General features: G+C 69.0%; 4 protein-coding genes. All 4 read left to right on the plus strand.

Annotated features, from left to right (window positions below):
• Positions 1 to 526 precede the first annotated feature (526 nt).
• The 4 genes from ACFV20_RS16110 to ACFV20_RS16125 all read left to right on the plus strand — a co-directional run bounded on the left by ACFV20_RS16110 (position 527) and on the right by ACFV20_RS16125 (position 17,496).
• Positions 527 to 13,852, plus strand: a complete 13,326-nt coding sequence (locus ACFV20_RS16110) for an amino acid adenylation domain-containing protein (protein WP_385656822.1) — start codon at positions 527 to 529, stop codon at positions 13,850 to 13,852.
• Positions 13,849 to 15,150, plus strand: a complete 1,302-nt coding sequence (locus tag ACFV20_RS16115) for an MFS transporter (protein ID WP_385656825.1) — start codon at positions 13,849 to 13,851, stop codon at positions 15,148 to 15,150. Before ACFV20_RS16110 ends, ACFV20_RS16115 begins: the two co-directional genes overlap by 4 nt.
• Positions 15,151 to 15,373: 223 nt before the next feature.
• Complete coding sequence (gene sbnB, locus ACFV20_RS16120) at positions 15,374 to 16,372, plus strand: 2,3-diaminopropionate biosynthesis protein SbnB (protein ID WP_385656828.1); 999 nt, start codon at positions 15,374 to 15,376, stop codon at positions 16,370 to 16,372.
• On the plus strand, positions 16,369 to 17,496 hold the full coding sequence (locus tag ACFV20_RS16125; protein WP_385656831.1) for a hypothetical protein: 1,128 nt from the start codon (positions 16,369 to 16,371) through the stop codon (positions 17,494 to 17,496). The genes sbnB and ACFV20_RS16125 overlap by 4 nt, the downstream gene beginning before the upstream one ends.
• Positions 17,497 to 17,528 lie beyond the last annotated feature (32 nt).

Genomic DNA, 17,528 nt, shown 5'->3' on the forward strand with positions numbered 1-17,528 from the left:
CCCTCCCGTCCGCGCTTGCAAAGTTAGGGATCTCGTAAGAGGTGGGATATAGGTCGGTCCTGAATCTTGGTGGGTGTTCGTCGTCCATGACCGCTCGCCTTTGGAGGTCCATGCTCCGCCACCCCGCGCTGCCGGCTGCCGCCACCGCGTGACGCACCGGGCGGGCGGCCCCCTCCTGACAAGACCCGCGCCGTGGAGCCACAGGGCCCCGCTGGACCGGCCCGCCCCCGACGCACCAGGGCCCCGAGTGTCGTCGAACAGCCGCGTGGCCCCGCACGACACCCGCCCCCGGAGCCCGCCGAGCCCGGTACCGGCCCCGCGGGCGCACCACGAAGCCGTGTCTCGCGTTTCCCTCCCCTTCGGCGGCTCCACGCCGACTCCGCCCCACCGGAGGGCGCGCCCGCTCGGTTCAGCCAGGCCCACGTTCCACCCCTCTCTCGCTACCGGCTCGGCGCGCTCGCCGCCCGTCACCCCGAGCCGCCATGTGCCCGCCTCTCCCGAACCCCGTTCCCGGATGGAGTGACCGATGTCCAGCCCCGACCTCGCGCCCGTAACGACTCCGTCCGACACAGCACGGCGTCTCCCGCTCCTCGCCGGGCAGTCCGGAATCTGGTTCGACCTGCAACTGGGCGCAGCAGGGCAGCAGTACTACGTCAGTCTCTACACCGACATCCGAGGCCCACTGGATCTCCGGGACTTCCGTACGGCCGCCCGCAGGGCCGTGGCCGAGACCGAGGCGCTCCGGGTCCGGTTCGTCGCGGACGACGACGAGAGCGGGCCGGCCCAGCAGATCGAGGATCTGGACCACGACTGGACGCTGCCCGTGATCGACGTCGCGGACGAGGAGGCGGCCCAGGCCTGGATGCGCGACGACCTCGCCCGCGCCACGGACGTCACCCGGGACCCGCTCTTCACCTACGCGCTGATCGCGCTCTCGCCGGAGCGCCACTTCTTCTACCAGCGCGCCCATCACCTCACGGTCGACGGACACAGCGGCGTCCTCGTGCTGCGCCGGACCGCGGAGATCTACACGGCTCTGCGCGAAGGACGGGACCCCGCCGAAGGTGCGCTGCCCGGTCTCGCCGAGCTGCACTCCGCCGAGGTCGCCTACAGGGCCTCCGAGCGGTACGCCGCCGATCGCGCTCACTGGGCCGAACAGCTCGTCGGCCTGCCTGAAGCCTCCACCCTGAGCGTCGGCGCACACCGGGTACCGGCAGCCGGGTACAACCCGTTGCGCTGTGCCGGTCGTATCCCGCAGGAGACCCTGGACCGTCTGACCGCGACCGCCCGCCTCGCCCGTACCAACTGGTCGACCGGGCTCATCGCCGCCGTGGTCGCCTATCTGCGGCGGATGACCGGACAGGACGACATCCTGTTCAGCCTGCCCGTCGCCAACCGCGCCACCGCCGTGGAGAAGCAGACGCCGGGCATGACGGCCAACATCCTTCCGGTACGCGTCGAGGCGAGCCGGGGCACGACCGTCCGCTCCCTCATCCGCAGGGCGCTGGACGCGACCCGCGGGACACTGCGTCACCAGCAGTATCGGTACGAGGAGATCATGCGCGACCTCCGGGAGGCCTCCCCTTCCGGAGACGCCGGCTCCACACCCGCCGGGCGGCAGTTCGGCCCCGTCGTGAACGTCCTGGGCTTCGACCTGAACGTCTCCTTCGCCGAAAGCCCCGGCACAGCACACCGACTCACCGCGGGCCCCATCGAGGACATGGAATTCGCGGTCTACCCGGTGCCTGGCGAAGGCGGCCTCCAGCTCCAGCTCACCGCTAACCCCAGCCGGTACAGCGAAGCCGAACTCGCCTCCCATCAACGCCGCTTCGTCGAGTTCCTCGCCGCCTTCGCCGACAGCCCGGACTCAGATATCGCCGACCTTCCGCTCCTGCTGCCGGGCGAGCGGCAGCGGTTGCTGGAGGAGTGGAACGACACCTGTGTCGAGGTCGACGGGCCCGGCACGTTGCATGAGCGTTTCGAGGAGCGGGTTGCTGCGACGCCGGATGCGTGTGCGCTGGTGTTCGGTGAGGAGCAGGTTACTTATGGGGAGTTGAACGCGCTCGCGAACCGTATTGCTCATGGGTTGTTGGGGCGGGGTGTGGGGCCGGAGTCGGTGGTGGCGGTTGCGTTGCCCCGGTCTGTGGAGATGATGGCCGCTCTGCTTGGTGTGTTGAAGGCGGGGGCGGCTTATCTGCCGGTTGACCTGGGGTATCCCGCTGAGCGGCGTCAGTACATGCTCGACAATTCCGGTGCGGCGTATGTGATCGACGAGAGCAGCTTCGCGGATCTGCTGGACCGGCAGCCGGGTCATGATCCGCGTATTGCGGTCGATCCTGCGTGTGCGGCGTATGTGATCTATACGTCTGGTTCTACGGGGCGTCCGAAGGGTGTGGTGGTTGCGCATGCCGGTGTGGTGAACCGGTTGGCGTGGATGCAGCACGAGTACCGGTTGGCGGCACATGACCGTGTGCTGCACAAGACACCGACCGGGTTCGATGTCTCGGTGTGGGAGTTGTTCTGGCCTCTTCTGCAGGGCGCTGTGATGGTGATCGCGGAGCCTGAGGGGCACAGGGATCCGTTGTATCTGGCTGGGTTGATCGAGCGGCAGGGAGTGACGACGGCTCATTTCGTGCCGTCGATGCTGCAGGTGTTTCTCGGCGAGGTCGGGGGCGGCGGTGCGTGTGGTTCTCTGCGGCGGGTGATCTGTTCCGGTGAGGCTTTGCCTTCGACGACCCGTGATGCCTTCTTCACGGCTCTGCCGCACGCCGAGCTGCACAATCTCTATGGGCCGACTGAGGCTTCCATCGATGTCACGCACACGTCGTGCCGTCCTGGTGATGCGGCGGTCACTATTGGCCGGCCTGTGTGGAACACCCGGGTGTATGTGCTCGATGAGCGTCTTCAGCCTGTTCCCACGGGTACGCCTGGTGATCTTTATCTTGCCGGTGTGCAGTTGGCTCGTGGTTATGTTCGGCGTCCCGATCTGACGGCTGAGGCGTTCCTGCCTGATCCGTACGGTGGGCGTGGTGAGCGGATGTATCGCACCGGCGACATCGTGTCGTGGACCGGGGATGGTCAGTTGCGGTATCTGGGTCGGGCCGATGATCAGGTGAAGATCCGTGGTCAGCGTGTCGAGCTGGGGGAGATCCAGACCCGTCTGGCCGAGCTGCCCGGTGTCGCTCAGGCGGCTGTTCTGATCCGCGATGACCGTCTGACCGCCTATTACGTGACCGACGCCGACGCGGCACCGGACTTCTCCGTCCTGCGGGAGCGTCTGCCCGAGCACATGGTCCCTTCCGCCTACATCGGGCTGGAGGAGCTTCCCCTCACGCCGAACGGCAAGCTCGACCGCAGGGCTCTCCCCGCACCCGGCCCGACCACGAGTTCCGGCACGTATCGGGCCCCGCGTGACCCGCGCGAGGAACTCCTGTGCACCCTCTTCGGCCAGGTCCTCGGCGTCGACACCCCCCTCGGCATCGACGACAACTTCTTCGCCCTGGGCGGGCACTCCCTGCTTGCCACGCGACTGGCCAGCCGTATCCGCACGGCCCTGGGTGCCGAACTCCCCCTGCGCACGATCTTCGAAGCCCCCACCGTCGCCCTGCTGGCCCAGCACATGGACGGTGACACCGAGCACCGGCCGCCGCTCCTCGCCCGAAACCCCCGGCCCGAGCGCACCCCCCTCTCCCACGCCCAGCGCCGTCTGTGGTTCCTCGACAAGATGGAGGGTGGTAGCCCCACCTACCACATGCCCCTCGCCGTGCGTCTTCACGGCGACCTCGATGCGGAAGCACTCCAGCAAGCCCTCACCGATGTCGTGCACCGGCACGAGACCCTCCGCACCGTCTTCGAGGAACACGACGGCGAACCCGTGCAGAAGGTGCTGTCGGGTGCCGAGGCCGAGCTCAGGCTGGCACGAGTGCCGGCCTCCGAGGAGCAGCTGACGAGCCTGCTGGCGTCCACCGCGGCACAGCCCTTCAGCCTGAAGACGGACATGCCCCTACGGGCAACGCTCTTCACCATCAGTCCGGCTGAGCACGTGCTGCTCCTCGTCGTGCACCACATCGCGGCCGACGGCTGGTCCTTGACGCCGCTGGCCCAGGACGTGTCCGACGCCTACCGGGCCCGGACCCGAGGTGAGGCACCCGAGTGGGCACCCCTTCCGGTCCACTATGCCGACTACACGCTCTGGCAACACGAGCTTCTCGGCGACGAGCACGACCCCGACAGCCGGGCCGCCCGCCAACTCGCCTTCTGGCGAACCGAACTCGCCGATCTGCCCGATGAGCTCGCGCTGCCGTACGACAAACCGCGTCCACGCCACCCCAGTCACCGGGGCGGCAGCGTGGCGTGGGAGCTTCCCATCGCCGTACGCCAGAAGCTGGAGGGGCTCGCACGGGAGTCCGGGGCCAGCCTCTTCCTGCTCGTCCATGCCACGCTCGCCGGCCTCCTCACCCGACTCGGGGCAGGCCACGACATCCCGATCGGCGCGCCCATCGCCGGACGCACCGACGAAGCCCTGCACCACCAGATCGGGTTCTTCGTCAACACGCTCGTCCTGCGCACGGACACCAGTGGCGATCCCACCTTCCGGGCCCTCCTCCACCGCACCCGGGAAAGGGGTCTCCACGCCTACAGCCACCAGGACATCCCCTTCGAGCGGATCGTCGAAGAGCTCAACCCTGCGCGTTCGGCTGGTCGGCACCCTCTCTTCCAGGTCATGCTGAACGTCGAGGACGACCTGGCGTCCTCCCCCTTCGAACTGCCCGGCCTTGAGGCGAGCGCCCAGGCAGTCGCGATGAACGCGGCCAAGTTCGACCTCATGTTCAACGTGGTCACCTCTGCTGACGGCGCGCTGCGCGGCAGCATCGACTTCGCGGCCGACCTGTTCGATCACGCAACCGTGCAGGGCATGGCCGCGCGCTTCGTCAAGCTCTGTGAGGACGTCGCCGCCGACCCTGACCGTCCGCTGGCCGACTACGGACTCCTCGCTCCCGATGAGCGGCAGCGGTTGCTGGAGGAGTGGAACGACACCTGTGTCGAGGTGGATGGGCCCGGCACGTTGCATGAGCGTTTCGAGGAGCGGGTTGCTGCGACGCCGGATGCGTGTGCGCTGGTGTTCGGTGAGGAGCAGGTCAGCTACAGCGAGCTCAATGCCAGGGCGAACCGTATTGCTCATGGGTTGTTGGGGCGGGGTGTGGGGCCGGAGTCGGTGGTGGCGGTTGCGTTGCCCCGGTCTGTGGAGATGGTGGCCGCGCTGTTGGGTGTGTTGAAGGCGGGGGCGGCTTATTTGCCGATTGATCTGGGGTATCCCGCTGAGCGGCGTCAGTACATGCTCGACAATTCCGATGCGGCGTATGTGATCGACGAGAGCACTCTTCCCGAGTTCCGGGAATGGCGGGAGGACAATCCGGTCGTCTTCGTCGATCCGGCGTGTGCGGCGTATGTGATTTATACGTCTGGTTCTACGGGGCGTCCGAAGGGTGTGGTGGTTGCGCATGCGGGTGTGGTGAACCGGTTGGCGTGGATGCAGCACGAGTACCGGTTGGCGGCACATGACCGTGTGCTGCACAAGACACCGACGGGGTTCGATGTTTCGGTGTGGGAGTTGTTCTGGCCTCTTCTGCAGGGCGCTGTGATGGTGATCGCGGAGCCTGAGGGGCACAAGGATCCGTTGTATCTGGCTCGGTTGATCGAGCGGCAGAGGGTAACGACGGCTCACTTCGTGCCGTCGATGCTGCAGGTGTTTCTCGGCGAAATCGGGAGCGCTGCGTGTGGTTCTCTGCGGCGGGTGATCTGTTCCGGTGAGGCTTTGCCTTCGACGACCCGTGATGCCTTCTTCACGGCTTTGCCGCACGCCGAGCTGCACAATCTCTATGGGCCGACTGAGGCTTCCATCGACGTTACGCACACGTCGTGCCGTCCTGGTGATGCGGCGGTCACTATTGGCCGGCCTGTGTGGAACACCCGGGTGTATGTGCTCGATGAGGGTCTTCAGCCTGTTCCCACGGGTACGCCGGGTGATCTTTATCTTGCCGGTGTGCAGTTGGCTCGTGGTTACGCGCGGCGTCCCGAGCTGACGGCTGAGGCGTTCTTGCCCGATCCGTACGGTGGGCGTGGTGAGCGGATTTATCGCACCGGCGACATCGTGTCGTGGACCGGGGATGGTCAGCTGCGGTATCTGGGTCGCGCCGATGACCAGGTGAAGATCCGTGGTCAGCGTGTCGAGCTGGGGGAGATCCAGACCCGTCTCGCCGAACTGCCCGGTATCGCCCAGGCGGCCGTCCTGATCCGCGACGACCGTCTGACCGCCTACTACGTGACCGACGCCGACGCCGCACCGGACTTCTCCGTCCTGCGGGAGCGTCTGCCCGAGCACATGGTCCCTTCCGCCTACATCGGGCTGGAGGCGCTTCCCCTCACGCCGAACGGCAAGCTCGACCGCAGAGCCCTCCCCGCACCCGACCCCGCCACGAGTTCCGGCACGTATCGGGCCCCGCGTGACCCGCGCGAGGAACTCCTGTGCACCCTCTTCGGCCAGGTCCTCGGCATCGACACCCCCCTCGGCATCGACGACAACTTCTTCGCCCTGGGCGGACACTCCCTGTTGGGCGTCACCCTGGTGGAGCGTCTCCGCGAGCGTGGCGTGTCGATCGATGTGCGGACCCTGTTCTCCGCCCCGACCGTGGCCAGTCTGGCCGCGGCGGCCGGGCGCGACACGGTGGCGGCGCCCCCCAACCGCATCCCGACGGACGCGGTGGCGATCACTCCCGACATGCTGCCCTTGATCGACCTGAGCGCGGAGGAAGTGGACTCGGTCCTCACCCGGGTTCCGGGCGGCGTCTCCAACGTCGCGGATCTGTACCCGCTGGCACCCCTGCAAGAAGGCATCCTTTTCCACCACCTCATGACCGCCGGCGAGGGCGACGACGTCTATGTACTGCCGGTGGTGCTTCGCTTCGACTCCCGAAGCCGCTTCGACCGTTTCCGATCTGCGTTGCAGAAGGTGGTCGACCGGCACGACATCCTGCGCACCGCCGTCTTCTGGGAAGGAATTGCGGAGCCCGTACAGGTCGTCGTGCGTCATGCCGAGATCCCCGTGGCCACCCTTCGGCCGGAACGTGATGGCACCGTGGTGGAGCGGTTGTTGGCGGCATGCCCGTCCGTGATGGACCTGCGTACGGCGCCTCTCGTGCGCCTGCACGTCACCGAACCGGCCGAAGGACAGCCGCTGCACGCCGTTCTTCAGTTCCACCACATGATCCAGGACCACACCGCACTCTCCGTCGTGCTGGAGGAAGTGCGCGCGATACTCGACGGCAGGGAGAACGAGCTTCCGCCACCGCTGCCGTTCCGCGAAGTGGTCGCCCAGGCGCGTCTGGGCGTTCCACAGGCGGAACACGAGGCCTACTTCGCCTCCCTGTTGGGTGATGTGACCGAGCCGTCCGCTCCGTACGGTGCCCTCGAAGTCCATGGCGACGGCTCCGGCGTCGCCCAGGCGTCGCTGCCGCTGGATCTCGGACTCTCCGCTCGCCTGCGTGCACAGGCTCGGCGTCACGGCACCAGCCCGGCCACACTGTTCCACGTCATATGGAGCCGTGTGACGGCTGCGACGTCCGGACGGGACGACGTCGTCTTCGGCACTGTGCTGTTCGGCCGTATGCACGCGGGAGCCGGGGCTGACCGCATACCCGGCCTGTTCATCAACACCCTGCCGGTACGCATGCGCGGTGGTTCGGTCACTGTCGCCGACGCCGTCTCCGGCATGCGGGACCAGCTGGCCGACCTCGTCGTCCACGAACACGCCCCGCTGTCACTGGCCCAACAGCTCAGCGGCGTGCCGGCTCGCACACCTCTGTTCACCTCACTGCTGAACTACCGGCACAGTCAGGACTTCGACGAGGCTTCCACCACGGGCGCGGTGCTGGAAGGCATCGAGCTGGTGCACGCCCACGAGCGCACCAACTACCCGGTCACCGTCTCGGTGGACGACACCGGCGCCGCGTTCACGATCACCGCTCAGACCGCGGCCGCGATCGATCCACGGGCGATGTGTGAACTCGTGAGCGTGACGGCCGAGCACATGGTCGCAGCACTCGAATCAGCCCCCGGTACCCCGCTCCACCATGTGGAGGTCCTGGACGAGACCGAGCGGCAGCGGTTGCTGGAGGAGTGGAACGACACCTCTGTCGAGGTCGACGGGCCCGGCACGTTGCATGAGCGTTTCGAGGAGCGGGTTGCTGCGACGCCGGATGCTTGTGCATTGGTGTTCGGTGAGGAGCAGGTCAGCTACAGCGAGCTCAATGCCAGGGCGAACCGTATTGCTCATGGGTTGTTGGGGCGGGGTGTGGGGCCGGAGTCGGTGGTGGCGGTTGCGTTGCCCCGGTCTGTGGAGATGGTGGCCGCTCTGCTTGGTGTGTTGAAGGCGGGGGCGGCTTATCTGCCGGTTGATCTGGGGTATCCCGCTGAGCGGCGTCAGTACATGCTCGACAATTCCGGTGCGGCGTATGTGATCGACGAGAGCAGCTTCGCGGATCTGCTGGACCGGCAGCCGGGTCATGATCCTCGCATATCGGTCGATCCGGCGTGTGCGGCGTATGTGATTTATACGTCTGGTTCTACGGGGCGTCCTAAGGGTGTGGTGGTTGCGCATGCCGGTGTGGTGAACCGGTTGGCGTGGATGCAACACGAGTACCGGCTTCGGGATCGGGATCGTGTGCTGCACAAGACACCGACCGGGTTCGATGTTTCGGTGTGGGAGTTGTTCTGGCCTCTTCTGCAGGGTGCCGTGATGGTGATCGCGGAGCCTGAGGGGCACAGGGATCCGTTGTATCTGGCTCGGTTGATCGAGCGGCAGGGAGTGACGACGGCCCATTTCGTGCCGTCGATGCTGCAGGTGTTTCTCGGTGAGATCGGGGGCGGTGCGTGTCGTTCTCTGCGGCGGGTGATCTGCTCCGGTGAGGCTTTGCCTTCCGCGACCCGTGATGCCTTCTTCACGGCCCTGCCCCACGCTGAACTGCACAATCTCTATGGGCCGACGGAGGCCTCCATCGATGTCACGCACACGTCGTGCCGTCTCGGTGAGGCAGTCACCATCGGCCGGCCTGTGTGGAACACCCGGGTGTATGTGCTCGATGAGCGTCTTCAGCCTGTTCCCACGGGTACTCCCGGTGATCTTTATCTTGCCGGTGTGCAGTTGGCTCGTGGTTACGCGCGGCGTCCCGAGCTGACGGCGGAGGCGTTCCTGCCCGATCCGTACGGTGGGCGTGGTGAGCGGATGTATCGCACCGGCGACATCGTGTCGTGGACCGGGGACGGTCAGCTGCGGTATCTGGGTCGCGCCGATGACCAGGTGAAGATCCGTGGTCAGCGTGTCGAGCTGGGGGAGATCCAGACCCGTCTGGCTGAGCTGCCCGGTATCGCTCAGGCGGCTGTCCTGATCCGCGACGACCGTCTCACCGCCTATTACGTCGCCGAAGCCGACAGCACACCGGACTTCACCACTCTCCGTACGCACCTGCCCGAGCACATGGTCCCCTCCGCCTACATCGGGCTGGAGGCGCTTCCCCTCACGCCGAACGGCAAGCTCGACCGCAGGGCTCTCCCCGCTCCGGATCTCAGTCCCACCACCACTCGCGCGCCACGCGACCCGCGCGAGGAACTCCTGTGCACCCTCTTCGGCCAGGTCCTCGGCATCGACACCCCCCTCGGCATCGACGACAACTTCTTCGCCCTGGGCGGGCACTCCCTGCTTGCCACACGCCTGGCCAGCCGTATCCGCACGGCCCTGGGCGTCGAACTCCCCCTGCGCACGATCTTCGAAGCCCCCACCGTCGCCCTGCTGGCCCAGCGCATGGAGGACGGCGATGACCGTCGTCCGCCCCTCATGGCCCGCGTCCCTCGGCCTCAGCACACCCCGCTGTCGCATGCCCAGCAGCGTCTGTGGTTCCTCGACAAGATGGAGGGCGGCAGCCCCACCTACCACATGCCCCTCGCCGTGCGTCTTCACGGCGACCTCGATGCGGAAGCGCTCCAGCAAGCCCTCACCGATGTCGTGCACCGGCACGAGACCCTCCGCACCGTCTTCGAGGAGCACGACGGCGAACCTGTGCAGAAGGTGCTGTCCGGTGCCGAGGCCGAGCCGGAACTCGATCGGCGGGTGGCGTCCGAGGAGCAGCTGACGAGCCTGCTGGCGTCCGCCGTCGCGCGGCCCTTCGACCTCGCTGCCGAGCTCCCGGTGCGCGCAAGCTTGTTCGCGGTGGGGACCGAGCACGTGCTGCTTCTCGTGGTGCACCACATCGCGGCCGACGGCTGGTCCTTCGCGCCCTTCGCCCGCGATCTGTCCACCGCCTACCGCAGCCGCGTCCAGGGCTCCGCACCGGACTGGCAGCCGCTGCCCGTGCAGTACGCCGACTACATGCTGTGGCAGCGGGAGTTGCTGGGGGACGAGCACGACCCCGACAGCCGTGCCGCCCGTCAACTCGCGCACTGGCGTACCGAACTCGCCGGGCTGCCCGCCGAGCTCGGTCTGCTCACCGACCGGCCGCGGCCCGCAGTGGCCGGCCATCGGGGCGGATGCGCGTACTGGAGCATCGACGCCGAACTGCTCGGAAGGCTTCAGGCGCTCGCCCGGGAGTCCGGCGCGAGCCTGTTCATGCTCGTGCAGGCCGCCCTCGCGGGACTGCTCACCCGGCTCGGCGCGGGCGAGGACATCCCCATCGGCGCTCCCATCGCCGGACGTACCGACGAGGCACTGAACGACCTCGTCGGGTTCTTCGTCAACACCCTCGTCCTGCGCACCGACACCAGCGGCAACCCCACCTTCCGCACCCTCCTCCACCGCACCCGGGAGACGGACCTCCACGCCTTCACCCACCAGGACACCCCCTTCGAGCGCCTCGTCGAGGTCCTCAACCCCGAACGCTCCCTCGCCCGTCACCCCCTCTTCCAGGTCGCCCTGAACTTCCAGAACAACAGCGAGGGCGTCCTGGACCTCGGGGACGACATCACGGCGAGCGAGCTCGAAGTGCAGCGAGAGCAGGCCAAGTTCGACCTGTCCTTCACCGTGCGCGATGCGCCGGGCGGCGGGCTGACGGGTGCGATCGAGTACGCGGCCGACCTGTTCGACCCGGAGACCGTCGACCTGCTCGGCCGACGGCTCGTACGCTTCCTCGAAGCCGTCGTCGAACGCCCCGACGAACCGCTCTCGCGGTACGAACTCCTCACCCCCGAGGAACACCATCGGCTCCTGGAGGAGTGGAACCGCCCGCCGGACGGCGCTCCCTCAGTGACGACCCCCGGCACCCTGCACCACCTCTTCGAGGTGCAGGCGTCCGCCACCCCCGAGCGAATCGCTCTGGTCCACGGCGACGAACAGCTCACCTACGCCGAGCTCGACGCCCGGGCCAACCGGCTCGCCCACCGGCTGGTCGCGGACGGGGCGGGGCCCGGCAGGGTCGTAGCCGTGTCGCTGCCCCGGTCCGTGGAACTGATCGTCGCGCTGCTCGGTGTCCTGAAGTCGGGGGCCGCCTACCTGCCGGTCGATCCCACGTATCCGGCGGAGCGGATCGCGTTCATGCTGGAAGACGTCGAGTCGGTCGCTCTCCTGGACGACCTCGAGCAGGTGCGGGAGCCGGGCGCGTGGCCCACGACCGGGCCGCTCGCCCCGGAGGACGTAGGTGCGGCGGCCCGGATGCCCGCGTACGTCATCTACACCTCCGGCTCGACCGGGCGCCCCAAGGGTGTGGTCATCCGCCACGACGCGGTGGTGAACTACCTGGCATACCTCCACGAACTGACCGGACTCGGGGACGGCGACACGGTGCTGAACCTCGCGTCGGTGTCGTTCGACCCGTCCGTGCGGGACATCTTCGGGCCATTGACGGCCGGCGCGCGGCTCGTCGTACCCGGGCCGGAGGAGGCGAAGGATCCCGCGGCCTTGTTGCGGCTGCTGCGGCGGCACCGGGTGACCGTGCTGCCGGCCCTGGTGCCGACCATGCTGGACGCGCTCGCGGACGCGGCGCGCGACGCGGCCGGGGAGGACGACGTCCCCTCGCCGTGGCTGCGGACCGGCCTGGTCAGCGGCGAGGAGCTGACGGCCGCGCACGTGCGGCGGGCCGCGGCGATCGGGGCTGACTGGCGGCTGGTGAACCAGTACGGGCCCACCGAATCGACGATGACGGCGACCTTCCATCCGGTGACGGCGCAGGAGGCGCGGGACGGTGCCCGGCTGCCGATCGGCCGGCCGATCAGGGGCGCCCGCTGCTATGTGCTCGACCGGTGGCTGCGGCCCGTTCCGGTGGGATCCACGGGTGAGCTGTATCTCGCCGGTGACGATCTGGCCGACGGGTACGTGAACCGTCCCGGGCTGACCGCGGAGCGCTTCGTGGCGGACCCGTACGGTTCGCGTCCGGGTGCCCGGATGTACCGGACCGGCGATATCGCGCGGTGGCGGGCCGACGGCACACTCGAGTTCCACGGGCGCTTCGACGACCAGGTCAAACTGAGGGGCGTCCGCGTCGAACTGGGAGAGATCCAGGCGCTGCTGGCGGCCGTGGACGGAGTCGCGCAGGCCGGTGTCGTGGTGCGGGAGGACGTGCCGGGCAGGCAGCTGCTGACCGGGTACGTCGTGCCCGGGCCCGGGGCCGCACCGACAGCGGACACCTTGCGGCGGGCACTGGAGAAGCGGCTGCCCGCGCAGCTGGTGCCGGGGGCGTTCGTGGTGCTGGACGCGCTGCCGCTCAGTCCGAACGGGAAGCTGGACCGCGCCTCGCTGCCCGCGCCCGAGCAGAGCCGGGGCGAGGTCCGCGACGCCGCCACACCGGTCGAGAAGACGCTGGTGGAGCTGTTCTGCGACGTTCTCGGCCTGGACCGGGTCGGGGTGGACGACAACTTCTTCACCCTGGGCGGGCATTCACTGCTGGCGGCCCGGCTGGTGAGCCGGGTACAGGCGGTGCTCGGGGTGGAGCTGCATCTTCGCAGCCTGTTCCAGGCGCCGACCGTGGCCGCGCTCGCCGCGCTCCTGGAGCAGGACGGCGGACCCGACAACTCGCTCGACGTCCTGCTGCCGCTCCGCGCGCAGGGCACCGGGACACCGCTGTTCTGCATGCATCCGGTGGGCGGTCTGAGCTGGTGCTACGGACGGCTGGTGCCCTACCTCGGTGAGGAGTTCCCGGTGTACGGGCTCCAGGCCCGGGGCATCGCCGGCGACGGGACGCGCCCGGCGCGGACGATCGAGGAGATGGCCGACGACTACGTCGAGCAGATCCGCCGGATACAGCCGCACGGGCCGTACCAGCTGCTGGGCTGGTCGGTGGGCGGCAACGTGGCGCACGCGGTCGCGGTGCGGCTGCGTCGGCTCGGCGAGCCGGTCACGCTGGTCGCGCTGCTCGACTCCTGCCCCAGCGACCTGATGGACAAGCCCACACCCGCGATGGAGCGCGAGCGGCTCCACAAGGTGGTCGCCGACTTCGATGTCGACGCGGAGGCCTTCGAGTGGCTCGAGCGGGACGACTCCGAACTCGGCCGCACCCTGCGCAAGGAACTCAGCGTGATGAAGGGGCTGTCCCGGGAGCAGATCGGCGCCATGTGGGACACCTCCGTGAACACCAGCCTGATCCTGCGGGACTACCTGCCCGAGCCGCTCGATGCGCCCCTGGTGTACTTCACGGCCCTGCTGGAACGGCCCCCGGGCAGCCCCGACTTCACCGCCTGGGAGCCGTACTCCGCGGGCCCGATCGAGGAGTACGGCATCGAGTCCAGCCACGCCGGCATGATGGACGCCGCTCCGGTGGCTGCCATCGGCCGGATTCTCGGTGATGTGCTGCGCCGGATCGGCGGTGCGCGATGAGCACCGTGACCGAAGGGGACGCGGTCGACAGGACACCGCGGTTGAGCCGTAACCGGGACTTCTGGCTGCTGTGGAGCGGCAGCGGGCTGTCCGTGCTCGGGTCGCGGGCCGGCGCCGCGGGGTACGCGCTGCTGGCGCTCTGGCACACGGGGTCGGGGCAGGCCGCCGGTCTGGTGGCGTTCGCCGCGCTGCTGCCGAACCTGGTGGTGCAGTTGCCGGCCGGTGCGCTGGTGGACCGGTGGGACCGCAAGCGGCTGATGGTGGCCTGCGAGGTGGGCAGGGCGGCGGCCCTGCTGAGCGTGGCCGTCACGGCCGCCGCCGGGCGGTTCTGGCTGCCGCATCTGATGGCGGTGGCCCTGCTGGAGACGAGCCTGGGCCTGGTCCACCAACTGGCCGAGCAGGGTGCGGTGCGCCACGTGGTCGCCCCGCACCAGCTGGGGGCCGCCCTCTCCCGCAACGAGACGCGTTTCCGGGCCGCCGGGCTGATCGGCGGGCCGCTGGGGACCGCGCTGTTCGCCCTGACCCGCTGGCTGCCGTTCGCCTTCGCGGCCCTCGGTCAGCTGTTGTCGCTGCTCACCCTGCTGCTGATCCGGCGGGACTTCCAGGACCACCGGAAGCGCGACGGCCGTCGGTCGCTGGTCCGGGAGATGCGCGAGGGGGTGCGGTGGCTTCTCGGGCAGCGGTTCCTGCGGGCCGCGGTGTCCCTGGTGGCCGCCACGAACGTGCTGTTCCAAGTGGTCATGCTGGCCGTTCCGTTCGCGCTGGTCGAGGAGGAGGGCCGGTCGCCGGTCGCGGTCGGCGTGGTGCTGGCGGCCGGCGGGATCGGCGGAATGCTGGGCGCGCTCAGCGCCCAGTGGTGGATCCCACGCCTGTACCTGCGGACCGTGCTGATCGGCGGACTCGGAGTGTGGGCGGTGCTCGTGCCGCTGGTGGCGGTCGTACGCCAGCCGCTGCTCATGGGGCTGGCGTGCGGGGCGATGAGCTATGTCAGCGGGCTGTTCAACGTGGTGGCCGCCGTCTACCAGCTGAGGATCACCCCCGACGAGATACTGGGCCGCTCGGCCGGGGCGGCGGGCATGTTCGCGTACGGCGCCAGCGCGCTCGGGGCGCTCGCGGGCGGGGTGATGCTGGACGGCTGGGGCAGCCGTCACACCGTCCTCGCGGTCGCCGTGCTGATGGGCGTGACCGCCCTGGCGGCGGCCGCGGTGCCCGCCGTCCGGGCCGCCGCCCATCCGGCCTCGGGCGGCCCCGAGCCGGACCTGCCCGAGCGCGGAGACGACCACATACCGGCCGTATAGGTCCGTGATAGGAGCCCCCCGCAGGATCGATGCGCCGGGGGACCGCCGTCCCCGGTGACCCATGTGCCGGTGCTCGTGGAGAACTCCGGCCCGGCTGCCGCCACCACCCGGGCCGCGCGACGGTGATCGCGCACTCGACCTCGACACGATCCGTTCCGACGTGCCGGCGCCCGGTTGTGTTCCCGGACCGCCGCGCGCACCTGTGGAAGGACTGAATCCCGTCATGCTCATCCTGCGGCACTCCGAGGTCGCGCAGATCCTCGACGGCCGTGAACTCGACAACATCCGGACCGTGGGCGAGGCCTACCGCGTGCACGCGCAGGGCGACACCGCGGTACCGCACTCCGTGTTCCTCCGCTTCCCCGGACAGCCGCGCAACCGCATCATCGGCCTGCCCGCCTACCGGGGCGGGCAGACGCCGGTCGCGGGCATGAAGTGGATCGCTTCCTTCCCGGCCAACATCGAGCGGGGCATCGAGCGGGCCAGCGCGTCGATCATCCTCAACTCGCTGGAGACCGGCCGGCCCGAGGCCCTCATCGAGGGCTCGCTGATCTCCGCCGCGCGCACCGCCGCCAGCGCCGCGCTCGCCGCGGAGCTGCTCACCCGCGACCGGCGCCCGGACGGCCTGGCGCTGATCGGCTGCGGGGTCATCAACCTGGAGATCCTGCGCCATGTGCGGGCGGCGGTTCCCGGGCTGAAGACACTGTCCCTGTACGACAGTTCCCCGCAGCGGGCCGCCGAGTTCGCCGCGCGTGCCGCCGCGGTGCTCCCCGGTGCCGAGGTCGTCACGCTCGACAGCGCGGAACGGGCGCTGGCGGCACACGGCCTGGTCTCCGTCGCCACCTCGGCGATCGAACCGCACCTGGACCTGAAGGCAGCCGTGCCGGGCACGGTCGTCCTGCACATCTCGCTGCGCGACCTGCTGCCCGAGTCGCTGCTCGACGCGCACAACATCGTCGACGACGTCGATCACGCGGTGCGCGAGCGGACCTCGCTGGACCTGGCCGTACAGGCGGCCGGTCACCGCGAGTTCATCGATCCGACCATCGGCCGGCTGCTCCTCGACGAAGGCACCGACGGGGCGTTCGTCCCGGAGCCGGGCCGCACCGTCGTCTACGCGCCCTTCGGGCTCGGAGTCCTGGACATGGCCCTGGCCCACGACGTCCTCACCACTGCCCGCGCCCAGGGGCTCGGTGTGCCGGTGGAGGGCTTCCTGCCGTGACGCGGCACATCACGGCCGTACGCACCCCGACGAACCACGACAAGGGAGCACACATGATCAAGAGCACCTCCCGGCACACCGCAGCGGTCCTCGCCGCGGCCGCGGCCACGACCGTCGGCGTCGGGCTCGTCGCCTCACCCGCGAGCGCCGCGACCTCCTGGGAGTCGCTGACGGTGCCCACCACCTACGCGAGCATCTCCGTCCTGCCGTTCGACAGCCAGAACGCCTACGCCAAGAGCGTGCCTTTCTGTTTCGACGAGTGCACGTCCTCGCCCAAGCTGTGGCAGAGGACGGGTACCGCCTGGAAGCAGGTGACCACGCCCTCGGACGCCGAGGTCGGCGTCCTCGCCGGCACCGGCGTGAACGACCTGTGGGTCTTCGGAAGCAGGTACGCGACGACCGGCAGCTACCGGTTCAACCACTACGACGGCACCAAGTGGACGTCGAACCTCAACCCGGAGCCGAAGAACGCCGAGGTCCTCGACGCCCAGGCGGTCAGCCGCAACGACGTCTGGGCGGTCGGCAACTACCGTGCGGACGGCGGCGGCTGGCACCCGATGGTGACCCGCTGGGACGGCAGCATCTGGAAGACGACGAAGCTCACCGGGATCGACGGCCAGTTCGATGCCGTCGACGTCAACTCCCCCACCGACATCTGGGCCGTCGGCTACCGCAACAAGGGCGGTGGCACCGGCGGTTACCAGCCGCTCGCCATGCACTACGACGGCACCGCGTGGAAGGAGGTGCCGGTGCCCGAGACGCCGGGCGAGATGTACACCCTGAAGGAAGTGATCAGCAACGGACCGAACGACACATGGGTCGCCTCCGCGGACAAGGTGAGCCACTGGAACGGCAAGACCTGGACCCGCCACGACACTCCCGCCTCCTGGCCGACCTTCGCCTACCACGGGGGGCAGCTCTACGCCGGTCTCGCCTCGTCCCCGAAGCTGGTCCGCTGGAACGGCAGCGCGTGGGTGACGGACAGCTCCCTCACCAAGGGCGCCCAGGTCGACCAGCTGACCACGGCCCCCGACGGTTCGCTGTACGCGGTCCACAGCGAGGGCAACTCGGTCTTCTGGTACAACGCCTTCCTGTCCCGGCTCGCCCCGCCGGCCGCTCGTTGACCCACACCGCCCCACAGGAAAGGAAACGCTCC

The organism is Streptomyces sp. NPDC059696 (genome assembly GCF_042733745.1).
Taxonomy (GTDB): Bacteria; Actinomycetota; Actinomycetes; order Streptomycetales; family Streptomycetaceae; genus Streptomyces.

Excerpts from the sequence above, each read along its gene's own strand:
- ACFV20_RS16115 (WP_385656825.1), top strand. The coding sequence starts at position 13,849 with ATGAGCACCGTGACCGAAGGGGACGCGGTCGACAGGACACCGCGGTTG.
- ACFV20_RS16110 (WP_385656822.1), top strand. The coding sequence starts at position 527 with ATGTCCAGCCCCGACCTCGCGCCCGTAACGACTCCGTCCGACACAGCA.
- sbnB (WP_385656828.1), top strand. The coding sequence starts at position 15,374 with ATGCTCATCCTGCGGCACTCCGAGGTCGCGCAGATCCTCGACGGCCGT.